The organism is Stieleria sedimenti (assembly GCF_025060895.1).
In the GTDB taxonomy this organism is placed as follows: Bacteria; Planctomycetota; Planctomycetia; order Pirellulales; family Pirellulaceae; genus Stieleria; species Stieleria sedimenti.
The window spans coordinates 1-16073 of sequence record NZ_JANZKV010000077.1 but is presented as its reverse complement, the minus strand read 5'-3'; the positions used below and the strand labels follow the sequence as shown (position 1 = coordinate 16073).

The following is a 16073-nucleotide window of genomic DNA, read 5'->3' as shown; positions in this document are numbered from 1 at the left end:
CGAATCCGACTCTGCACACGCTCACGCCGATCCTTGGGAGTCGAGCGCCTTCGGATGTTTGAAGTGCACCCATGAGATCAAAACGCGGCTTACACCGCGACGCCGATGAACTGCGTGCAAGTGATTCCAGAAGCGGACGGTTTGCCGATGGGCAGGTCGTTCGACGTGGCCCGGCGCCGTGTGACGCGTGCTTGCGAAAGATCGCGTTGGCTTCCTTGCCACCACCCACTGCAACCGTCGTTGTCGTTGGTGATGCCAACCTGTTTCGCAAACCCTTCTGGTGCCCACATGCCGGTCCGGTTATCGCGAACGTTTCGATTAAATGGCTGTTGCGCTTTTGCGTTTTGTAAGCACTCTGGTGGCATACCGCTCGCTCCGAGCAGGCGAGCTTTCTCCCCTTTCACCAAGAGTGACGCAGCCATGACACCCTACAAAAAACGGACCTGCCCGATCACGAAACGTCTTGCCGAAGACTTTTCATGGCGATCCGCAATCTCGCCGACGCGACCGTCGATGCCTACACCTACCACGTGCGAAAATTTGCGGACTTTACCGGAAAACCGCTCGAAAGTGCGACCGTCGAAGACGTTAGAACCTTCCGGCTTTACCTGATCCAAGAGAAGAAGATCGCCTACGGCACGTTCAATCAGGCAGTATGCGCGCAACGGTTTCTGTACACCCACACCATCCGCGTCCCCTGGCCGGTGACCATGGCGGCGCCAAACGTTATGTCGAAACCCACCGCGACGGCGAAGCCACCCGTGACGTGCAAAGCGTCTTGGCCAAGACGTCGCTCTGCCGCACCCGGGCACTCGGTGGTCGCTGGTACGAGTGTGACGACTGCCAGGGGATCACCAAAGTTTACAACTCCTGCGGCGACCGACACTGTCCGGCCTGCAGCGGCGCCAAACGCCGAGACTTCAGTGACCGCGCGTCGCAGTTGCTGCTTGAGGGAGTGGAGTACTACCAAGTCATCTTTACGTTGCCGGAGATTCTATCCACGATGGCACTCGCCAATCGAAACGAGCTGGCCGATCTGCTCTTCCAATCGGCCTGGAAAGCACTCAAAAAATCCATCCGCACCGAACAGGGTTACGACCCGGCGGCGTTGATGGTGCTGCACACCTGGAACCAGAAGCTCAAGGAGCACTGGCACGTGCACGCCTTGGTGCCCGGTGGCGGACCAGGGCTGGAAGATCAAAGCTGGACGGAGGCGACGTCGCCACCGTTGGAAAACGCACCTCGTAAGTATCTGGTCGACGCGATCAATTTACGGACGTCGTTTCGCAAGTTCGCGATCGCGAACTTGCAGCGACTCCGACGTGCCGGCAAGCTGAGTTTCGGTGGTTCGCTGGAATACCTGCGTCAAGACGACGCCTGGGACTGAAAAGCTGGCACCCTCTGACTGGATCCGTTCTAATCCGGTCCTGTCACCGGCCCACCTGCGGAGCGACAAAGTTCAACGCCCGATCTATCCCCGTTCCTCCTGAACGCGGATAGATCGCAATTCGTTCCGCTACGGGAGGAGATTTCTCATTGATTGCCTGTGGTTCGTCAGTTGCGTACACTGATGGAAAGGAGAATTGTGATGAGCGATACGATTAGCGCAAAAGCAGCAGCAAAAGAAGCGATCGATCATTTACCGGACGACGCGACCTGGGATGACGTGATGTACCGTATTTACGTACGGCAAAAGATCGATTCTGGGCTCAACGACGTACTTGAGGGCAAAACGGTCTCAACATCTGAGGTTCGAAATCGATTTGGATTGCGTGGATGATTGTTGAGTGGACCGAATCGGCCCTCGCTGATTTGGAGGGTATTCACAATCAAATTGCGAGAGACTCGGCTTACTACGCGCAGGCGGTTGTCGATCGACTCACCCGCAGGTGCTTGCAAATTGAGGCGTTCCCCTACTCTGGTCAAATGGTTCCTGAGTATCAACGGGCGGATATTCGGGAGGTCTTTGAGTATTCTTACCGTTTGATCTATCAAGTATCAGCAGACACGACTTGGATACTGGCGGTACTACATGGCGCTTCGACACTTCCGGACTCACCACCGGAAGAGAAAGTGGAACCATAAAATGCATGCGAGCGGCGAAGTCAAGTTGGCTGGAGTGGTGAGTCATTCGTCGCCGCCGCGGTGACCACCGCCGTTCCCCGACTGACGTCCCCAATACTTGACTTTGATGACAACGCAGATTCAAAAGTCTCTCGATCAGCGTCCGCTGTTCACCCAATGCCACGCCGTAGACCGTGATGCTGAATTTGCTATCCACCTGGCCGTGTGGCGGCGTTCTGAATTTCCGGATCTGCACGCATTTGTTGCGTTCGTGTTTCGCTACTCATCCGTTCTTCAGCCGTGCGCTACCACCGGGGATGATGTAGTGAATGTGCGGATGATAGATGAGCGGCTCTCGTCGTGTGGTCTGGAGGCGGCGCTGCGCTGACCTCCGGCTACTCGCTGTGATCCCTCCGGGATGTCATGGACGAATGTTGCGTCAACGTTGTTTGCTGGTGAACTTCGCCTGGGCCTGAGAAACTGGCACCGTCTGGTAGGATCCGTTCTAATCAGGTCCTGTGACCGGCCCACCTGAGGAGCGACAAAGTTCTGACGCTCGATCTATCCCTGTTCCTTCGCATGCGCGAATAGATCGCAATTCGTTCTGTGAAAATCCTTCTTGCATCAAACCTCTGGAGCGACGCTGGCAGACGTGGCTATGAGATCACCATCGTTTTTGTGTTCGTCGATACGGTCGACGTTTGCATCGCGTGTTGCCGAACGCGTTCGCAAGGGCGGTCATGATGTTCCCGAGGCCGACATTCGACGCCGCTATTATCGTAGCATCCGAAACTTCTGGACTCTTTACCGCAATCTGGCCGATAGTTGGGTCGTGCTGTACACTGGCGAGAGCCTCATCCAAGATGTATCGGATGGGTCGCGGAATGAGCTGACGGTCCGAGATGTGACGCTCCACACAACTTTCATGACCTTGGTTGAATCGTCGGATGATTAGAAAACCTAGCTTGACCGCCGAAAAGTACGTTACGATCGACGAGCTTGTGCGACTGGGAAGCATTGCGGTAAATGACGCTCAAAACGAAAGCAGGCGTCTGGGGGTGCCAAACGTTTATTCGATCAATGGTCGCTTATATTACGAGACTGCGTCCGGCGAGCTCACCGCATCAGACCCCAGCGTCAAGACCACAGAACAATGCCGTGCACCCAAGGACGGCTTGCGCGATTCTTGAAGTGGAAAATCGTCCTCGGTGACGGCAAGCGTTCGCCGACTGAATCCGTTTGGTTGAAACTGAACGCTCCGTTTTCTTCGTGCCTGACGCTACTTTTCCCAGCTTTCTGGGTGATGGTATACTGAGGCATCCTCAAAAACGGATCGATCTATGACACTCCAAGAATCACTTCGTGCGCTACCGCCCGATGAAAAACTAGCGATCGTCACACAGCTTTGGGACGACCTGGCTGCATCGGCTCCGCTTACTTTGCCGGAAGACGAACTGGCTGAGATGAACCGCAGACGCGACGAACTGCTTGCGAATCCGGAAATCGCGATTGATGCTGACGAGGTTTGGCGGCGGGTTGATGGCGACTGAACGCTATCATCCGCTCTTTGCCGCGGACCTGGCAAACGCATGCGCATACTACGATTCGATTGCCGGCACTCTTGGCAATCGTTTTCGCGTGAATGTCCGATCGATTATCCAAACGGTAGTCGAGCGGCCGGAGTCATTTGGACGCATTGGCGGTGGATTTCGCGGCGCGTTGGTGGATCGGTTTCCGTACGTTGTTGTTTTCACTGTCGATGACGATATGCCTTCGATTTTTGGCTTGCGTCACGCCGCATCGGACCGCAGCGATTGGTTCGGTCGCACGATGCCAGCAGCGAGCGGCGAACCATCCGATGCACCCGAGTCGGCGAGTCGGCGCGATTCGACAATGGAAGATCAACCGCGCCGACCGGGTGATCAGTGACGTTGAACTTAATCGAATTGCTTACCGCTTCGGTGGTTGATGTGCGGTCGCGGTGGGCTCATGTTGCGTGGGACTCCGGGCCGAAAAGCTGACGCCAGATCCTTGGGAGTCGAGCGCCTTTGGATTTTTGAAGTGCACCCATGAGATCAGAACGCGGTTTGCACTGCGACGTCGATGAGCTGCGTGCAAGTGATTTGTGAAGCGGACGGTGCTCGGAAGACATGCGGTTGATGGGGCGTACGCGTCGTGTGTCACTTCCTTGCGAAAGATTGTGTTGGCATCCGTCCTGATGCAGGAGTGTAAAAACTTTGTGCGACCCCGTCCGGGGTCGATGGAAGGATTGGGGGCGTGTTCCGGAGGTGGCGCTGCGCTGACCTCCGGCTACTGGCTGTGATCCCTTCGGGATAGAGTGGACGCTCGATGCGTCAACGATGTTTCGTGGTGAACGCTGGTAAGCTGACGCCTGCTTCCTGGGTCCTCTGGCCGTAGGTCGTCAGCGTTTTGGTGCGACAGCCGTCTTGATCTCTTTTGGCCCATCGAGTGATCCGGTGGCGCATGATTCCCCCGTCACTCGCGTTGTGTGGTCCGAGGCCGTTTTTCTTTGACTCAAAGACGAATCCGACCGAACACACGACGCGCCGATCCTTGGGAGTCGAGCGGCTTTGGATGTTTGAAGTGCACCCATGAGATCAAAACGCGGTCAGCACTGCGACGTCGATGAACTGCGTGCAAGTTGTTTGTGAAGCGGACGGAGTTCGGAGTGGCAAATCGTTCGACGTGGCCGGGCGTCGTGAGGTGCGTCCTTGCGAGAGATCGCGTTGGTGTCCTTGCCTGTTGAAGGTGTGCAGAAACGTTGTGCGACCCCGTCGGGGGTCGGTGGGAGGATCGTGGGCGTGGTCCGGAGGTGGCGCTGCGCTGACCTCCGGCTACTCGCTGTGATCCCTTCGGGATGCCGTGGACGCTGTGTCGATGGCGTTGGTTTCGTGGTGCATGCCCGTTGGGGCACGAGGCATGTCGGAATCGGCCCCACCTCCGTTCACCCAGCTGGAGTGCGCCTGGGCCTGAGAAACTGGCACCGTCTGGCCGGATCCGTTCTAATCAGCTTTCTGACCGGACGGTCTGAAGGCCGGCAACGTTCTGGCGCCCGATGGATCCCCCTTTCTTCCCAATGCGCCGATAGATCGCACTTTGTTACCTCGTTCAAAATCGCATGCAGTACCCTTTCCGCCCATTTGCTCGTGACCGGACGCGAGAACCATCACTTCCGGCTTCGCAGGCCCAGAGTTGGCGTCAATCGAAAACCGAATGTCGTTCGCCTTGCCGTAGTAAACGGTGGTCGTTCGGCAATAAAGAGAGACTCAAAATGAAAACTGCTGTCGAATTCGCCATGGTCTGCATCGTGTGCTTGGTCAGCGCCGCGGCTCGCGCCGACGATTCACCAGATGACAAGTCGCGTTTGCAAGGTGTATGGGCCTTGTCGAGCGGTGAAACGAACGGGCGGCCGTTGGGTGAAGTCCTGCGAAAAAAGGGACTCAGCGATCTGAGGATCAAATTTTCCGGCGATCTGATGACAATGACTGGCTTCGGTACTCCCGGCTATACGTACCATTTCACTCTTCAGCCGATGGAGCAACCAAAAGGGATGAGGCTGGTCACCGTTGAGACTCATGGCAAGGCACCCAAAGGATCAGTCCTCCACTGCATCTACGAGATGAAAGGTGAGGAGCTACGGCTCTGCTTGCCGAGCGATTCGACCGTTGAGCGACCAAAGAAATTTGAGGCACCGAGCGGATCGCGTTTGTCCTTGCTGGTGTTAAGTCGTCCAGCCAATAACGACAACCCACGTTCTGAACCAGCGGATGCACGCTAGTCCCCGGCTTGAGTTATCTGGAAGGGGGCGTCGCTGGCGGCGACCACGTGATCGTTACCGTACTCCGTTCTATTGCATCCAGGAATCTATTGATGTCGATCACGTCGATTAATGGCGAATGGCAACTCGAACGGTATCACCATCTCGTCGATGAGATTGCGTGGGGTGACGAAGCTGATACCGCATGTTTGTCCAAAATTCAGGCTTGGCTCCGCGGCAATGGCGATGCACAGATTCCTGATGCCGTTCCGATGGCCGGGTTGGTTATGAAAATACAAGGTAACGCGTTTACTGAGGAGGCGATCGAATTCGACGCCTTGATGTTCGACGTTAGCGGTTGAAACAAGGCCTCGCGTCGCAGCAGCCTTTGTCTCCCAAGGAAGTGGCCCGGCAATTCGAGCAGAGCACCACGCTCGGGACGATCACGACCACGGTGAAAGACGTTCGCTACTCGGCTGAGGCTGAAGCATACCGAGTCAGTTTCTCATGGGTCGACTCGGCGAGCGGCAAAACCTGGCACTCGGATGTTCGACTGGACCATGACGGATTCGGTGTGTACTACGGTCAAATTCGAAATGGACCGTTTATTCAACCACTGGGATACAAGGAGGCATTCCCGGTTGCTGTTACAACTCCGTCGTCTTTTGAGGACTAGTCGTGCAGAAACCGACGAACCATTAGGCACCACTCAAGATGCAGATAGAAGCGAGCGTTTACCTTGCGGTTGTCGCCCTGGCGAGCATCCTTGAGCGTCCGTTTGTCACCCGCTGTGGGGTGGGAAAACACGCATTCCGGACTTCCGTGTTTTCAAATGTCATTGCATCACCGGTTTGGCTTGTCTTGGGCAGCTTGATCGACCTTTCGATGGCCCCCACCACCTTTCGGATGCATGACAGATTGTTTGCGGTGTTCTTGGTCGCTTTTGCGTTCCAAGTCGCCGCAAAGGTGCTCGTCGTCCGGGGCTTGGCGAGAAAGCCGATCAACTTGGGATGCGTCGTCGCGGGGAACGGCTTCAGCTTGGTGTTGATCTGGGCCCTGTCTGTTTCGCTCGTGTCGTTCAACGATCAGCACCCGCATGTCTGGGTCAAAATGGTGCGTTGGGTTCCACTTTTTTCCTTGCTGTCGTACGCGGTGTTCATCGGGATCGCGGTGCTGATCGCGATCGAATCAATGTCTGCTTTCTTGGGAAGGAGTAGGACGACGGCTGACACCGACGAATCGAGCGACAAGTGCGACCCTGCTGACGCGTAGCGATGCTTGGCAGCCATGAAACGTTCCCCCGGCAACGTTCGAAACGAGAAGTGAGATAGCGGCGCGGCAATCTCCGTACTCACCTAGGGGACCAATCGTCATGCGATGCAACGCTGGTGAGAGAGGGTGTATTGTGGTGGGGGCGAGTGCTTCGCGACTCGGGAGCGGCAAGCAGGATACTTCCCCCACTGTCCAGGATGGCAAGCGGGTTGTTGTCCTTGCATGTGAAGTTGACGGAGTGTTAGCGCTGTTTCAGGGTCGTTAACTTCAGTTTGCGATTCGGGGCGGTTGCGACTGCGGTATCTGGCGTCCGGCTGCGGAGTTTCGTCCAGACCGCGCCGGCCAGGATCAGGACCACGGGGGCCGCGGCCAACTTGCGAACGGGGAAACGGGATGCCGAGATTTCCGTCGTGCTTGAGGGCCGAAATACGACGGCAGACGACGCGGTGAGCGGGAGCGTCATTTCCGAGTCACTTTGATTTGTTGGGCGGTCCCACTGCGACAACGTTCCGAAGCCAGTCGTCTGGACATCAGGAAATGCACCGAATTCGAAGACCAAGGCAACTTCGAGCGAGGTGACGGACGCAGATAGCGGCGGCTCGGGCACGCCGGCGTCCGACACACCAGTCGCGGAAACATCATGCGGTCGTGCGTCGGAATCGACGATCCAAGTCTCCGATGGGTCCGTCGGCTGACCGTCTTCTGTACCGGAGTCGGTATCATCCGTTGGCGAAGAAACGCGTTGAATGCTTGTCACGATGTATTGCGAATCCGACCGCAATTGAACGTCAGTCCAATCCGGCTGGGCTGCAACCCATGTGGACGTCGTCGCCAAGCGAATCACCTCGCCTTCTCCCGGCAACTCGTCGGTCAGTCGTTCAAACGTCTCGTTTCCGGAGTCGCGTCGTTCAAAACGAAGTGTGGTTTTGGGCGGTTTCGTCAGCGTCGTCTCGGGAGTTGGTTCCCTTGCAACGCTTCCGTCACGTTCACCGCCGGGTGGGATCGGATCGATCGACGTCAGGTGCGCGAGGGTCGGCATCACGGGTGTGGGGATGACTTCCGGCGGCGACAGTTGATTGTCCGTGGCATCGGGGTAGTGGTAGTAGTCGACATCGCCATCGCCGCGATCCACCTCGATGGTGATCGAATCACGGGATCCGGAGGAGAATTCCGCATTGATGGCGGCACCGAACAGGTCGTCCGCCAAGATGGCGTCCACCATCGGCGACCTGAGCAACACACCGCGTTGGTCTGACAGATCGCCGGCGGCGTATTCGAGGTTCGACACGTCGGAGATCTGGCGGGCGCTCAACCGCAGCGTGCTGTCGGCTCCGTCGCGGACCGGTTCCAGGCGGACCAGCACGGTTTGGTGATGGGTGCTGGACGCGTTGCTGATTTCCAGGCTCACCAACAAATCCACCGCATCGAACTCGGGGCCGGCGAGTAGGTTTCGCTGTTCAAAACGTTCCATCGTCAGCCGTCGTCCGTCGCGATGAGGGCGGCGCTGACGGTTTCGGCGGAGGTGATGATCGGAATGCGACGGTGCTTTGATCATTCTGGTGGTTCGACAGATGTGGACGGATCAGCCAACCGCAAGACCTTTTGCAAGGTCGGATCCTTTCGTTTGGTCTCGACGTCGGTGAGCCCCGATTCGACGGCCATCTGCCACGTTTCCAGCGTCGGTTTGATCCAGCGTTGATTCAGTGGCAGCGATGAATTCAGTGGCAGCGATGAATTCAGTGGCAGCGATGAATCGCCGTCTCCGATCGCCGATTCGGCAAGCTCCAATGCGACTCGATACAAATGATTCGGATCATCGATCCAAAGTGTTCTTCGTCGAAGCGCCAGCTCACCGGCCAAGTCATCTTGCCCTTGGCGTCTTAGAAACCGACCATACTTGACATAGCTGGCACTCAGCCAGACTCGGAAGTCTTGGATTTGTGGCGCTTTTTTCGAGGCCCACGTTTGATGCTCGATGGCATCATGATAGTGTTTTCGCGCCGCTTCGGAATCAGATTTTTCCAAAAGCGGTGCCAGATTCGAAAGCACGCCGCCGAGTTGAGCTCGGTAGTGGGGCGATAATGGCGATGTGTCCACCAGTTCAGTCAGCAGCGACTCGGCTGTCACGAAATGGGTCAGTGCGTCGGCGGGAGCGGTCTCTCCAGCAGAAGCATCGGCAGGCGAGTCGTTGGTTGGCGAGTGATCGAGCGCCAGCAAGACCTGTCCCATGTTGTTGTGGGCGACCGCCAGTTGTTCTTTGAATCGGGGCGATGTCGGGGCACGCAGGACCAGCGTTTGCTGGACGTCGATCGCGTCTTGGTAGGCCTGGAGCGCTTCGGCGGTCCGTCCACGGCGGTTGAAGATGGCGCCGCGATGGTTGTAACAGGTCGCCAGTTCCGAGAGCGCGGCCAAGTCGTGGGGGCGGTCTTGGACGATCGTCTTGTGCAAACCGATTGCCGAGCGGTTGTATCGATCTGCGGCGTCCAGGTCATTGCCGGCAAACAGGAACGACAACTGTGCGTAGGAGACCGCCAGTTCACGTTGGTATTGCAGGTTGTCTGGATCGACTTTCAACAGTGCGGTTTGCATCTCGATGGCTTGTTCGTAGGTCCGTCGCGACTGTGCGGTGTTGCCTGCGGCGCGTTCCAAGTTGCCGACGTTCACCAGGGCGGCGATCCGCAAATGCTTGATCTGCGCTTCTTCATTTTCTTCATCGCCGAGCTCGTCGATGATGTGTTGTGCTTGTTGGTATTCGGATTCGGCCGTTGGGAAATCACCTTGCTGGAAGGCGAGTTCGCCCAAGTTGTTGTGGCAGACGGCCAAGTCGTGGACGATCCGGGCATGATTGGGATCCGGATCGTGTTCGTCGTCAGCGAGTAAGTCTTGGTAGAGTTTGATCGCGGTTTGGTAACAGTCGACGGACTCGGGAAACCGGCCTAGCTGACGATGCATCGATGCCATTTGGGTGTTGCAGAGTGCCAAGGCGAAACGCATCGAGGCGTCACCGTCCATCTGATCGGCGAAGGACTGGTAGTCGGCCAACGTCTCCTGCATGATGGCTTGTCGGACGGTCTCGGTACCGGGCACGCCGGCGAGTTTTGTTGCCAGCCGCATTCCGAACCGATCGACGACGTCGATTGCGGTTTGGAGGTTAAGTTGTGATTGTTGGAAATTGGATTCGGCGATCTCCAACGCCGCCTCGGTGCGGCTTTTTTCTTTCGACAGCAGCATGGTGGCGGTGCCGGCGGCGAGTGAGGTCAGGATCAAGACGGCGACGATCGAGGCGACCAGGGTGCGGTGCCGCGTGGCCCATTGCGAAAGACGATCGATTGCGGAGGGGCGTTTGGCCAGCGGCGGTTTGCCGGCCAGGAATCGGGCCAGGTCTTCCGCCATGGCGGCCGCAGATTGATAGCGATCATCGCGAGGTTTTTGGATCGCTTTGAGCACGATGGTTTCCAGGTCGATCGGGATAGAGGGGTTCAGTCGTCGGGGCCGTTCGGGTTGTTGGCGTTGGATCTGATCGAGCAACGTCACCCGATCGGTCGCGGTATGGGGTGGTTCTAGGGTGAGGAGTTCGTAGAGCGTGACGCCCAATGAATACACATCGCTGATGTGGTCGACCAAACTGCCACGACCCGCGGCGGCTTCAGGACTCATGTAGCGAATCGTTCCCAGCAGATCCCCCGTCATGGTGATGGTGATGCTGTTTTGGCAGCGTGCCAGTCCAAAATCGGTCACCCAAAGTTTTCCTTGCTGGTCGATGAGGAGGTTGGAGGGTTTGATGTCGCGGTGTACGACGCCAAATTCATGCGCGTGCTCGATCGCGGTGGCCGCTTGTCGAATCAGCTCGGCGACCGAGTGGATATGGTTATGGGAGCGAACGCTGCGTTGTGTGGAGAACGCTCCGATAGGAATCGTGCCGGCGGAAGCGTTGGCGGCGTTTTCGCCCGTGCCGTCACGCAGGTTTCTGAGTTGGTCGATCGCTCGGTCCAGCGCCTGGCCGTCGATGAATTGCATGCTGTAATAGTGGACGCCGCGATCGCATCCGACCGAATGAACGGGGACGATGTGGGGATGGTGCAGCTGGGCGGCGGCTTGAGCTTCGTTCTTGAAGCGAATGATCTGTCGTCGATCGAGGACGGCGGCAAACGGCAAGACCTTGAGCGCGACCCGACGACCGAGTGATTTCTGCCTCGCTTCGTAGACCACACCCATGCCGCCGCGTCCGACTTCACGGAGGATCTCGAAATCGCCCAGCTCGTTGTGGCTGACGGTTCCCGCGTCATCCGGATGCTCTTTCGGTCCCAGTTCGGCGGTGGCTTGGTGCACGAAGTCCAAGCCACGCAAATACCATCGCAGCGGTTCGGCTAATTCCGCGTGGCGTTGAAGCAAGGATTCCGGATCGGCCGGACGCCCCTGTTCCAGATCGTCCAGGTAGGTTTCCAGAATTTTAGAAAGCTGTTCCTGTTGTTGCGGCGTGAGCGCGTCCAACGGATTGGCCGCAAGCGTGGCAACGTCTTCACCTGGCACGGGAGAGGATTTTGGCGGCCGGCCGTTTGTGACGACGTGGTTCATAGTACGCCTCGCGATTCAAGCCGGACCCGCAATTGTGCGATCGCCCGCATCCACAGCATCCGCACCGCACCCGCGGTGCGTTCCATCCGCGCCGCCACTTCGGGAAACGCGAGCCCTTCGATGTGCCGCAACAGAATCACCTCGCGGTAGTCGTCGGGAAGTTCGGCCAACGCATCGGCCAGCAACAGACTGGCTTCGTGGTTTTGCGCATCGGCGCTGGGGGATTGGCCTCGGTCGGCGATGATTGCCACCAGCCGCGCGGAGGATCGTTCCAGCGTCGCACCGATGTCATTGATCGAGACTTCGCGGCGAACGTCGCGTTTTTCTGCCAGCACGTGTCGCTGAATGATGTGTCCCAGATTGTTCACCAGGATCGTTTTCAGCCAGGCGAGGAATTGCTCGGGGCAACTGCCTCGAAACTGTGCGAAATCTCGATGGGCTTCCAACAACGTGTCTTGAACCACGTCGGACGCACTCGTTCTGGCCTGGAGTTTTCGGTCCAGCTGGGTGCGGGCCAGCAGTTTCAGATAGTTCAGATACATCTGCAACAATTGTCCGAGGCAATCGTCGTGGCCGTTTTGTGCGGCCGCCAGCAATCGATTCGCTTCACTGGTCGTGATACTGCTCATTGGGGGCACACGCGCTGGGGGCGATCGGGCGTTCGCTGGGGGAGACGCAAGCTGGAAGCTGACGCCACTCTTGATTTTGGCCTGGCGAGATTGCTGCCGTCACGCGGATTCTGAAATTTTCACTTCGAAGCAGCCGACGGCAATGGCCTGGGGACACGAATCGACGGTCAGGCGGCGAATTTTGGATATTTCCCCCAATACGAGCGGGTTTTATAGGAATCTGGACTCGTTTTACGCTTCTAAGGGTATGGTTCAGATAGGACACGACAGACCGGGGCCTGAACGTCTTCTTTGCTTTCCCCACTCCGAGTACCACTTGTGATCGCTGATCCCACATCCGAAAACCTCTGCCGACGCATCGAGGCGTCGATTCAACGTGTCGTTGAAGTCCATGACTTCTCGTGTTCAGTCGAAGATGGGAAACTGATCCTGCGTGGACAGGTTGAATCTCGCGACGACGCCCTGATGTGTATCGTCGTCGCTCGCAGTGTCCCGGGCGTCGAGTCGATCGTCAGCGACATCAAGGTGCGCGGCTGACGGGCTGTCAGGCCTCGGGTAGCGCCGTAGTGCCCGGCCGCTTACGCGTCACGGCTCACTCAGCCGGTCGATGACGATTGCCTCAATGACACGAAGCCATCTTGTTGGTTCGGCGATGCGATGGGCAGCGGTTACGGGACGACGGACAGGATCTGTTCGGGCGCGATGACGACGAGGTAGTGATTGCGTCCGTCTTCGATTGTGACGCTGTGGCGTTGTGGCGGGGCGAAGGACTGGCCGGTCAATGCCAAGGGCGACAAGTGGATCTCGTGGGTTCCGACCGGTAACTCGGCGCGGAGGGCTTGGATTTCTCGTGGCAGCAAGCCCCAGCAACGGGTGTCGGCCTTTTCCGTGGCGCTCCAGGCGTTGATCGCCGCAAACTCGAACGCCGCGGCCGCGTTGCCGCTGAGTCCGAGTGAGTTGGCGGTGGCCACGACACTGGCCTCTTTGAGCACCCGTCGCGCGACGGCACGGGCGATCGTCCACGGCATTTCGGCTTCGACTTTTTCAACCGCCAATTGCCCGATGTCGGTGATCGTTTGCGTTGCCCCGAGCAGTTGCCCGCCCAACGAAACCCCGATCGCGGCGAGGTCGCTGGGGGGGAGTTCGACTTGCGGAACTTTCACACTGACCACGTTGGGCAGCACCGGTTCGTCGTCGTCGCCTTCTTCGTGATTGTGGACCGATCGCAACAGAGTCGATGCGATTTGCAGTGACGTGGTGGTCGTCGGCGCGACCGTCTCCACCAGTCGTGGGCCGTGGCCAACCATGGCAAACACGTACAGCACGCCGTGGCCCGCAGCACTGTGGGCACCGCGATTGGCTCTTGCGATATCGTCGGCCGCCGGAGCGAATTCCGGTTGAATGCTGCTGACGAGTCGAAAGGCGCGCTCGGCGTCGTCGTAGTTCTGGTGCGTGGCCTCACGCAGCGTGCCCTGCAGATAAGGTGCCAGGGCGAGTTGCTGTTTAGGGGTAGGCGAGTCCGCGTCTTCGGTTCGGCGGTTCAATTCGGCTTGGCGGGTTTGGGCCTGCAAACAATAAGCTTCTGCGTCGGTGGCATCGCCGGCCAGGGAGCAGATGGCCAGCATCGACCGCAACAGGACTTGTTCGTAGCCTGCCAATTGGAACGGCCGGACCCGATCATCGACCGCCAACGAGGCGGCGTCGTTGACCGGCGCGGTGTCGGGCAACGCGTCGAAGTGGTCGCGGAGTTCACGCATCCGAGACTCGGCGGCAGACACTTCGCCACGCGCCAATTCGACCATCGCCAGATCCAGCTGACTTGGATGCCGTGTCCGTTTGGGCCCCTCGGCCAGTTCGCTCAGTAGCTTGTCGGCCGATTCGAGATCACCCAAGGCAAACGCGTCCCTGGCCTGGCCGATTGAGACCTGGTTGGACCGACAGCCGGCCGAGACGATGCCGACGAGGACGGCAAGGACCAGGATCGCTGCCAGCGGGGCTCGCCGACCGTTTGCTCGAGCAGCTGAGACGCAGACCTGCACGATCACCCGTCGGCCTGATCGAAGATGCCGTAGTTCCACCATTTACCGCCGCGTGATTTCGAGTACCCCTTGCGGATCTTGGCGGACTCTTTCAAGAAATCACCGGTGTGCACGTTGACCATTTCCAAGGTCAGCGTGTAGTCCCGCTGGCTGGTTTTGTTGCGGTCGGTGGTTCCGGTGGTGATGTTGGCGAACAGCAAGTAGTCGACCGGGGTGCCCGCTTTGCCCAACACGGCGGCGAAGGCTTCTCGGTTGGCGGGCAGGAACAACGCATCGGGGCGCAGTCGGGTTTCTCGGAGGGCGGTTTGGACCATCCGCCGGCTGATGCCACGAAAATCGGCGTTCGAGTTGATCTGGGAATCGATCTGTTCGTAGAGCTGTTCTTTGAAATCGCCCAGTTCTTCGGCGCTTTTGTTTTCGATTCCGACGAAGCAGACGTTGGCCGGCCCGCCGTGGAGGGTGGACGGGACGATGACGCCGTCGAGGGACAGTTCGGATTGTGATTCGAATGCCACCGGCTGGACGGCGGGGGGGCAGCGGGAGAGCAGTTTCGCGACCGATTCTTCCACCAGCGGATTCCACGTCGCGGCGCCGGCGGCATGGCTGCCAACCAGATCCTTGTCGTCGCTGGCTAGCAAATGACCGTATTGTCGACCGGCACATCCCGACGTTGTGGACACAATCGCGGCCAAGACGACCGCGGCGGCGGCTTTGGAAGCCCGCCGCGATGGGGTGGTAGGTTGCATGCTGAGTTGATTTGCTGGGGGCGTTTGGTCGCGATGCACTTTGGAAATCCCGTTTTTGGAGCCAGAAATGCCGTCGGGGCCAAGAAAATTCGCTTGAGGCGACTTGTCCGATAGTCTGGACCTATCAAAATGTGCGTCCGCCGGACCAGATTGATCCGCTGCCGAGGTCTGTTGCCATGCGATTTTGCGAGGCGACAAATGCAGCGGGAACCGTCACTCCGGCGGCGCCCAGTCACTATCGGCACCGCAAGGTCCGCTGGTTGACCTGTTGCGGCCGTAAATTTTCTGACGCGTCGATGTCCGACAGGCCTAACATCCCCAGTTACCCACGCTTTACGTCATCGTGGCCTGTCGGTTATGAATCCCCTGACGGAAGACCGCTCCCCATTTTTCTTCGCATTTCCGGTTTCATCTATGAGTGTCGCTCTCGCCGTTCCATCGGTCGCCAGTTCCGAAATCGTGTCCACGATTTCCCCCACCGCGGCTGAGAATCGACCCCATGGCCGGTCGGAATCCCCGCTGACCACCGTTCCCGTCGCAGCGGACGACGATGACGACGACGATCTGGACGACGATGATGACGACGAGGAGGACGGCTTCGCGGACGACGATGCGAATACCGACGAAGTCGATGACGGCTTCAACGACGGGCTCGACGAAGACGACGATCTGGATGACTTCGACGACATCGACGAAGACGACTTCGATGATGACTTCGACGACGATTTTGAAGAAGAATTGAACGACGATTACGAAATCGAAATCGATGACGAAATCAGCGACGAGTTCGGCTTGAGCACCGGCAAAGACGAAGACGAAGAAGACGACGTCGACCTGGAAGATTTCGAGGATTTTGAAAACGTTTGAGGCGATGATGCAACGAGACACTCCCCGAGATCGACCGAAATGCGGAGTGCACACCGGTGGCCGGACGCTGGCGAGGACCGGCTGATGTTAGCGGAACGGCGCG

17 protein-coding genes and 1 pseudogene are annotated in these 16073 nt (G+C 58.2%); 13 read left to right on the top strand and 5 right to left on the bottom strand.

Translation table 11 applies throughout. From position 1 onward, the window contains the following. Positions 1–479 precede the first annotated feature (479 nt). From NZK35_RS11860 to NZK35_RS11815, 11 genes and pseudogenes are all read left to right on the top strand, one after another. Positions 480–644, top strand: a pseudogene (locus tag NZK35_RS11860) (phage integrase N-terminal SAM-like domain-containing protein); the annotation flags it as partial. An 11-nt stretch (positions 645–655) separates the two neighbouring features. Next, entirely contained in the window at positions 656–1387 is a 732-nt protein-coding gene (locus NZK35_RS11855; RefSeq protein ID WP_259632746.1) for an IS91 family transposase, read from the top strand. A gap of 201 nt (positions 1388–1588) precedes the next feature. Continuing rightward, positions 1589–1780: a hypothetical protein gene (locus NZK35_RS11850; protein WP_259632745.1), complete on the top strand. Its 192-nt coding sequence runs from the start codon at positions 1589–1591 to the stop codon at positions 1778–1780. Further along, positions 1777–2085: a type II toxin-antitoxin system RelE/ParE family toxin gene (locus NZK35_RS34915; protein WP_407699787.1), complete on the top strand. Its 309-nt coding sequence runs from the start codon at positions 1777–1779 to the stop codon at positions 2083–2085. Before NZK35_RS11850 ends, NZK35_RS34915 begins: the two co-directional genes overlap by 4 nt. A 106-nt stretch (positions 2086–2191) precedes the next feature. Next, a complete protein-coding gene (locus NZK35_RS11845; RefSeq protein WP_259632744.1) occupies positions 2192–2452 on the top strand; it encodes a hypothetical protein in 261 nt (86 codons plus the stop codon). Between the two features lie 952 nt (positions 2453–3404). Then, positions 3405–3614 carry an addiction module protein gene (locus tag NZK35_RS11840; protein WP_259632743.1) on the top strand — a complete coding sequence of 70 codons (210 nt, stop codon included), beginning with the start codon at positions 3405–3407 and terminating at the stop codon, positions 3612–3614. Next, a complete protein-coding gene (locus NZK35_RS11835) occupies positions 3577–3993 on the top strand; it encodes a hypothetical protein (RefSeq protein WP_259632742.1) in 417 nt (138 codons plus the stop codon). Before NZK35_RS11840 ends, NZK35_RS11835 begins: the two co-directional genes overlap by 38 nt. 1363 nt (positions 3994–5356) lie before the next feature. Further along, positions 5357–5863 carry a TIGR03067 domain-containing protein gene (locus NZK35_RS11830; protein ID WP_259632741.1) on the top strand — a complete coding sequence of 169 codons (507 nt, stop codon included), beginning with the start codon at positions 5357–5359 and terminating at the stop codon, positions 5861–5863. 8 nt (positions 5864–5871) lie between these two features. Then, a complete protein-coding gene (locus tag NZK35_RS11825; protein WP_259632740.1) occupies positions 5872–6204 on the top strand; it encodes a hypothetical protein in 333 nt (110 codons plus the stop codon). Beyond that, positions 6201–6518, top strand: coding sequence for a hypothetical protein (locus tag NZK35_RS11820; protein WP_259632739.1), 318 nt, complete (start codon positions 6201–6203; stop codon positions 6516–6518). The genes NZK35_RS11825 and NZK35_RS11820 overlap by 4 nt, the downstream gene beginning before the upstream one ends. 230 nt (positions 6519–6748) lie before the next feature. Next, positions 6749–7114 (top strand): hypothetical protein, encoded by a 366-nt coding sequence (locus NZK35_RS11815; protein ID WP_259632738.1) that lies wholly within the window; start codon positions 6749–6751, stop codon positions 7112–7114. 241 nt (positions 7115–7355) lie between these two features. Here NZK35_RS11815 and NZK35_RS11810 read toward each other — a convergent pair whose 3' ends face one another. The 3 genes from NZK35_RS11810 to NZK35_RS11800 form a co-directional block, all read right to left on the bottom strand. Then, positions 7356–8585 (bottom strand): hypothetical protein, encoded by a 1230-nt coding sequence (locus NZK35_RS11810; protein WP_259632737.1) that lies wholly within the window; start codon positions 8583–8585, stop codon positions 7356–7358. Between the two features lie 80 nt (positions 8586–8665). Beyond that, positions 8666–11644: a serine/threonine-protein kinase gene (locus NZK35_RS11805; protein ID WP_259632736.1), complete on the bottom strand. Its 2979-nt coding sequence runs from the start codon at positions 11642–11644 to the stop codon at positions 8666–8668. 41 nt (positions 11645–11685) lie between these two features. Further along, entirely contained in the window at positions 11686–12318 is a 633-nt protein-coding gene (locus NZK35_RS11800; protein WP_259632735.1) for a sigma-70 family RNA polymerase sigma factor, read from the bottom strand. Between the two features lie 318 nt (positions 12319–12636). Here NZK35_RS11800 and NZK35_RS11795 point away from each other — a divergent pair, with 318 nt between their 5' ends. Beyond that, entirely contained in the window at positions 12637–12855 is a 219-nt protein-coding gene (locus NZK35_RS11795) for a BON domain-containing protein (RefSeq protein WP_259632734.1), read from the top strand. Positions 12856–12986: 131 nt separating this feature from the next. On the opposite strand, the gene NZK35_RS11790 is transcribed toward NZK35_RS11795, so the two are convergent. Both NZK35_RS11790 and NZK35_RS11785 read right to left on the bottom strand, forming a co-directional pair. Beyond that, on the bottom strand, positions 12987–14399 hold the full coding sequence (locus NZK35_RS11790) for a hypothetical protein (protein ID WP_259632733.1): 1413 nt from the start codon (positions 14397–14399) through the stop codon (positions 12987–12989). Beyond that, on the bottom strand, positions 14360–15103 hold the full coding sequence (locus NZK35_RS11785) for a penicillin-binding protein activator LpoB (RefSeq protein WP_259632732.1): 744 nt from the start codon (positions 15101–15103) through the stop codon (positions 14360–14362). The genes NZK35_RS11790 and NZK35_RS11785 overlap by 40 nt, the downstream gene beginning before the upstream one ends. Before the next feature lie 414 nt (positions 15104–15517). Here NZK35_RS11785 and NZK35_RS11780 point away from each other — a divergent pair, with 414 nt between their 5' ends. Then, positions 15518–15970, top strand: a complete 453-nt coding sequence (locus NZK35_RS11780) for a hypothetical protein (RefSeq protein WP_259632731.1) — start codon at positions 15518–15520, stop codon at positions 15968–15970. Positions 15971–16073 lie beyond the last annotated feature (103 nt).